Genomic DNA, 5916 nt, shown 5'->3' with positions numbered 1-5916 from the left:
TGACCTGACCCCCAGCTTTCCTCCAGCTGGGATTAGAGCCGGGCGGTTGTTTTGCGCATGAGCGCGGTTGAAGCAATGGGCTGCGCAGCGGAGCCCGTAGGGCGTAGCGGAGCAGGCCATTGCTGTTGCAGTTCGGCGGCGAACGCCGCCGGGGTGTCGTATCCAAGGGCCGAGTGCGGCCTCTCCCGGTTGTAGTCTTCCACCCACGCGGCGATCTCGGCGCGGGCGTGATCGAGGCTGAGGAAGAGCGTCTCATTGAGCAGCTCATCGCGCATGCGGCCGTTGAAGCTCTCGACATAGCCGTTCTGCATCGGCTTGCCGGGCGCGATGTAGTGCCACTCCACGCCAATTTCCCCGCACCATGCCAGCACGGCGTTGGAGGTCAGTTCCGTGCCGTTATCGCTGACGATCATCCCCGGCTTGCCACGCTTCGCGATCAGCTCGGTCAGCTCGCGCACCACCCGGCGCCCGGAGATCGACGTGTCCGGCACCGCTGCCAGGCACTCCCTGGTCACGTCATCGACGACGTTGAGCACACGGAACCGCCGGCCCGACGCCATCTGGTCGTGCACGAAGTCCAGGCTCCAGCGTTGGTTCGGCAGGGCCAGAACCGGTGCCGGCGCCCTCGCGCCGATCGCACGTCTGCGGCTGCGCCGCCGCCTGACAGCCAGTCCTTCCTCCCGATAGATCCGCTGGGTCTTCTTCCGGTTGATCATCACGCCCTCCCGGCGCAGCAGGATATGCAGCCTGCGATAGCCGAACCGCCGGCGTTGGTTCGCCAGCTCGCGCAGCTTCTCTCTCAATTCGGCATCGTCGGCCCGCGTCGAGCGGTAGCGCACGCCCTTGCGATCGGCACCAACGACACGGCACGCCCGCCGCTCGCTCATCCCGTGGCAGGCCCGGAGATGAGCCACAGCTTCCCGCTTGGCGGCGGGCGTCACCACTTTTTTGACAGAAGATCCTTCAGCGCAGCCTGGTCCAGCATCGCATCGGCCAGCAGCCGCTTGAGCTTCGCGTTCTCGTCCTCGAGTGCCTTCAGCCGCCGAGCCTCGGATACCTCGAGCCCGCCATACTTCGACTTCCAGTTGTAGATCGTCGCTTCCGACACCCCGTGCCGGCGTGCCAGGTCTGCGGTCTTCGCCCCTGCCTCGGCTTCCTTCAGCACGCCGATGATCTGCTCTTCTGAAAACCTCTTACGCTTCATCTCGTCCGTCCTTCCATGGACCGGACTCTAATCGAGCGTGGAGGAAAATCAGGGGGTCAGGTCACCTCCTGCACGAGCTGCATGGCGGTTTGACCCGAGAACCCGGGAAGCGGCTCCGACCTGTACCAGGCATAGGCGATCAGCGCAGATCCGAAGCGGGGGGTGGTCTTCGTGATCACCTCGACCATTTCCCTCAGGCGGCGCTGGGTCTTGTCGGAGCGGACGCGCTCCTTGCGCTGGATCGCGTCACGCCCCAGTCCCGCGGAACGCGCCACCTCCTCGCTGGTGGTGCGAAAGGCCGCGGCGATCTTGCTGGGCGCGAAAAGCCCGTGATCGGCATACTCCAGCAGACCCATGATACATCCTGACGCAACTGTTATGACGCAATATAGCGTCAGAATAGCTGCGATTCAAGGAGCGGCATCTTCACGCCGATGAGCGGCATCGAGATCATGGCTCCTTGAACGGCGCCGTTGTCGGTACGATTGTATATGTCGAGCACGAAAGTCGCGATACGCTGCCGGTGCGATCGGGGACCTAACGGCAAATAGATGCTTAAGCTACAGCCCGTCGGCTTCGGCGCGATTGGGTATGCCATGCGGCGGCGCCGAGAAACCTCGCCGCGGGTAACCTACACACACGCCTGAACTGTGCTTGCGGGGCCATAAGCGGCTACCAGTCGGAATACTGGCGTCCAGCGACGAGCCTTGAGCTTAACTGAAGATGGCAGCTGCGCCCCTCTTTGCCGTGCGCATGATCTCTATACTCGAATAGCTGTCTGAGGGGCTGAGCGGGACCGACGGCGCATTGTAGCCCCGATGACTCCAAATCCGACAATCAGCATGGCCCAGGTATCCGCCTCGGGTACCGCTGCAACAGCAGTGAGACCGAACAGTTGGTTCATTTCACGATAGCCTGCAGCTTGGATCGCGGCTGTCGGGTGGATCCCATCAAAGGAGAATATACCTGTGCAACCGGTCGCTTGCGCGCCCTCGGAGATGCAGTTTGTGTCAATTCGCTGTGGGGGTAGCCCGAAGGAAGCCGGCTCGGTCAGCACGCGCCGGTTGAAGTCGCTAAGGCTATAGAAGAAGAGGTCCGTATCGCTGTCCAAACTAAGTCCGGACAACGCTGCACTGAGATAGCCGTTTGCCTCAGTAGTAAGTGGATCGCCCCAGAGCGGGAAGTCGGTCATGAGGATGTTGCGTGCGCCGAGATTGTTAAGCGTCTGGACGCCAGAGACATACTGGTCAGCTGCTGCATAAAGGTAACTGCTTATGTCAGGATAAGGACCGATTGCCCCCTCTGCGCCAAATACACCTTTTGCGCCAAATACGTCGTTAGCGCCGAAATTGACGATATAAAGGCCATCGGGGTCGATCCCGCGACTGGACGACTGGAATGCGCTGATTTGAGCCTCAAGATCGGGAATAACATCCCCCGTATCAACGATACGCGCACCCCCAAATGCGAAATTGCCGCCGCCCATCAGCGACGGGGTCGTCGGTACGCCAAACAGGTCCAATGACAGAAGATCGGTATAGTCGTAGCCGTTGGTGAAGCGGTTCTGAAAATAGCCAAGCGATGGGTCGGGTCTTGTTCCCCCGTTAGCTATATAGAGGTTTCCCGCATCCACTAAGCTGTCGCCAAAAACCGTAAGAGATGTGTAGTGAGGAGTGTCGCGGTCTGCCCATGCGGGAGTAGCGGCGATTGTGCTGAGAATGCCGATCGTGAATGCCAGAAACCTAATCATCGGCAACTCCCTGCTTTTTCGCTTCAACTTGCAGCAGAAGCCCTCCTGATATCTTGGGCGGGCTATAAACATGACACGGGTGCTGCCTAGCTGATATTCTCCCTAAGCAGTCCGTGGGACCCTTCGCAAAATGACTTCGTCGCCGACTCGTTCCCCATCATAAGAGTCTTATGCTCAGAGGAGTGCATGCCCGAGGAAAGGGTAGTCCGGACTTCTCACACTGCCGTGCGATCTTGGACTTCCAAATCCCGCTGGGGGAACTCCTCTGCTGCTAGGCCAGATCGACAGTCAGGATTCCCAAATGGTCTGATCGCTGATCCATAGGCCTGCGTCTGAGGGGTAGTGTCCCACGGCGTGGTGTAGGAACACCGTTCCTCGGCAGGGCCGAGGATGATCAGGCTGCCAGTGCCGGCAGGCTGATGCGCGGATTATCGCTCAACGTGCCGATCGTTTCCAGCGTCATGTAGCGGCGCGACACCGACCACTCGTCATTTTGCTCCAGCATGAGCGCGCCGACGAGGCGGATGACGGCTGCGGTGTTGGGGAAGATGCCGATGACATCGGCCCGCCGCTTGATCTCCTTGTTGACGCGCTCGAGCGGGTTTGTCGACGAGATCTGTGCCCAGTGCTCCTTGGGAAACGCCATGTAGGCGAGCACCTCTTCGCGAGATCCGTCCATCATGATGGCAAGCTTCTCGTATCGTTCGCGCAGGGCATCGGCGACGTGGTGCCACTGCTCGTGTGCGGCTTCGGAGCTCTCCTGGGCGAAGATCGTCTTGAGCATGGCGACCACAGCGGGTCGTTGTTTGGGGCCGACATGCGCCAGCGCATTGCGCATCCAGTGCACGCGGCAGCGCTGCTGGGTTGCATGGAAGACCTTGCCTGCGGCGCTGCGCAGCCCCTTGTGATCGTCGGAGATGACGAGCTTCACGCCGCGCAGGCCGCGATCGGCGAGCGAGCGCAGGAAACTTTTCCAGAAAGTTTCGGCCTCGGATGGGCCGCTCGCGACCCCGAGCACTTCGCGCTTGCCGAGCATGTTGACGCCCACTGCCACTATTACCGCGGTCGAGACGATCCGTCCGCCCTCACGCTCCTTCAGGTACGTGGCGTCGATCCACAGGTAGGGCCACTCGCCTTCGATCGGGCGATTGAGGAAGGCGTTCACCCGTTCGTCGATCTCGGTGATCAACCGGCTGACCTGGCTCTTCGAAACGCCAGTGCCGCCAATGGCCTTGACCAGATCGTCGACCGATCGTGTCGAGATCCCTTGAATGTAGGCCTCCTGGATTACCGCTACCAACGCCTTCTCCGCCGTACGGCGCGGCTCCAGAAAGCTTGGAAGTAGCTTCCCTTTCTCAGCTTGGGGATCGCCAACTCGATCCGCCCTGCACGCGTGTCCCAGGCACGCTCGCGATAGCCATTACGGTGATTGAGGCGCTCGGGTGAGCGGCTGCCGACCGGCGCGCCCGTCTTCGCCTCGATCTCCAGATCCATCATGCGCTCAGCGGCAAACGCCAGCATCTCGCGCACGAGATCCGCATCCGCCTCTTGCTCAACCAGCTCGAGCAGGGCCATCTTAGCATCGGTCATCTTCGTCTTCTCCAAGTTCGAGTTCGCATCCGAACCCTACCGAAGATCGGCGATGGCCACCTCATCCAAGGCAGCTGGACGCCTCGAAGAACCGCCTATTTTCGGCGTGACGGCGGTATGATGGCGCACGAAGTGCGGCTCGGCACTGTTTCGGGGCGGTAATCTTCTGAATTTCGTGGTGGCTCAAGGCTCGAAGACCGGTTTCGGCATCATGCGGGCGCAATACGCCCCTCGAGCCAGGTGAGACGCTGGAAGTTATAGGCCAGGTTTGCCATCCCGATCTTGATGCGGGCGCGGGCGATGCCGATGGTGCGAACGACGAGCCCCATGCGGTGCTTTTGGCCGGCGAACACGTGCTCGACGGCTGAGCGGACTGCCGACCGCCTCGCATTGGCTCGCGTGATGCGCTTGGGCATGGGCCGGCGGTGCGGCTTGCGCTGATGGATGTTGCTGGTGAACATGCCTTTGGCCAGGAACGCCTCGTTCTTCTTGGAGCGGTAGGCTGTATCGGCCCATACGCCCGACGCCGTGTTGTCAGGGCTGATGAGGACCGGCAGCCTTGCACCATCATGAGCATTGGCGGCGCTGGCATCCCAGGTGCGGATCAGGCCATGCGTGCGGTCGATGCCTATGTGGTTCTTGTAGCCGAACATCGGGATGGCGAGGTCGACCGGCTTGAACGCCTTGGGATCAGCGCCCTCCTTCACCTTGGCTTTGGTGTACTTGACGCTCCAGCGCGCATCGCGGTCCTTCTGGCGGAGCTTGGCAGGCTTGTCCTTCCAGTGCTCGGGGATCCGGCCTTCCTTGATCGCCGCCTTCTCCTCCTGGGTGTTGCGCTGCTTGGGTGCCGGTACAACCGTGGCGTCGATGATCTGCCCGCCCATGGCGAGATAGCCCCGGTCGGTTAGCGCCGCATTGAAGCGGACGAACAGCCGGTCGATCGCCTTGGCTTTGACCAGCCTCTCGCGGAAAAGCCACACCGTCGTCGCGTCGGGCACCGTGCCGTCCAGCCCGAGCCCCAGGAACCGCTGGAACGAGAGCCGGTCCTTGATCTGGAACTCGGTCGCCTCGTCCGACAGCGAATACAGTGCCTGGAGCACCAAGATCTTGAACATCAGGACCGGATCGAACGGCGGCCTGCCCCCCTTGCCGCGGGCGCTCCGCCGCAGCGCCGCCACCAACGGACCGCGGAAAACCTCGAAGTCGACGACGGCCGTAAGCCGTTCAAGCGGATCGCCCGCGGCGCTGAGCGCCTCGTATCGGTCCGAAAGGTCAAAGAAACCCGGCTGTCCCGCCATCATCGCCTCCGCTCTCACGAAAGGCAGTGAATCAGCTCAGGCCGCTATGCGCCAGAGGTTTTTCGAGGCGTCCA

General features: G+C 61.6%; 3 protein-coding genes and 3 pseudogenes. All 6 read right to left on the bottom strand.

What is annotated here, in order from left to right; translation table 11 throughout:
• Positions 1 to 32: 32 nt before the first annotated feature.
• Positions 33 to 1204, bottom strand: a protein-coding gene (locus tag ABUH87_RS11035) for an IS3 family transposase (RefSeq protein ID WP_367769135.1) whose coding sequence is annotated in 2 segments (ribosomal slippage) — positions 33 to 952 and positions 952 to 1204 — 1173 coding nt in all. Because the reading frame shifts where the segments join, the coding sequence is not laid out codon by codon here.
• A gap of 56 nt (positions 1205 to 1260) precedes the next feature.
• Complete coding sequence (locus tag ABUH87_RS11030; RefSeq protein ID WP_367773499.1) at positions 1261 to 1560, bottom strand: hypothetical protein; 300 nt, start codon at positions 1558 to 1560, stop codon at positions 1261 to 1263.
• Positions 1561 to 1964: 404 nt separating this feature from the next.
• Positions 1965 to 2090, bottom strand: a pseudogene (locus ABUH87_RS18420) (PEPxxWA-CTERM sorting domain-containing protein); the annotation flags it as partial.
• 48 nt (positions 2091 to 2138) lie between these two features.
• Positions 2139 to 2954, bottom strand: a pseudogene (locus tag ABUH87_RS11025) (SGNH/GDSL hydrolase family protein); the annotation flags it as partial.
• Positions 2955 to 3348: 394 nt separating this feature from the next.
• Positions 3349 to 4529 (bottom strand): annotated as a pseudogene (locus tag ABUH87_RS11020) (IS256 family transposase).
• A 224-nt stretch (positions 4530 to 4753) separates the two neighbouring features.
• Positions 4754 to 5842, bottom strand: a complete 1089-nt coding sequence (locus ABUH87_RS11015) for an IS5 family transposase (protein WP_367767718.1) — start codon at positions 5840 to 5842, stop codon at positions 4754 to 4756.
• Positions 5843 to 5916 lie beyond the last annotated feature (74 nt).

It is taken from the genome of Novosphingobium rhizovicinum, from assembly GCF_040813635.1.
Lineage (GTDB): Bacteria > Pseudomonadota > Alphaproteobacteria > Sphingomonadales > Sphingomonadaceae > Novosphingobium > Novosphingobium rhizovicinum.
The sequence above is the reverse complement of the archived record's forward strand: the minus strand, read 5'-3'. Positions and strand labels throughout refer to the sequence as shown.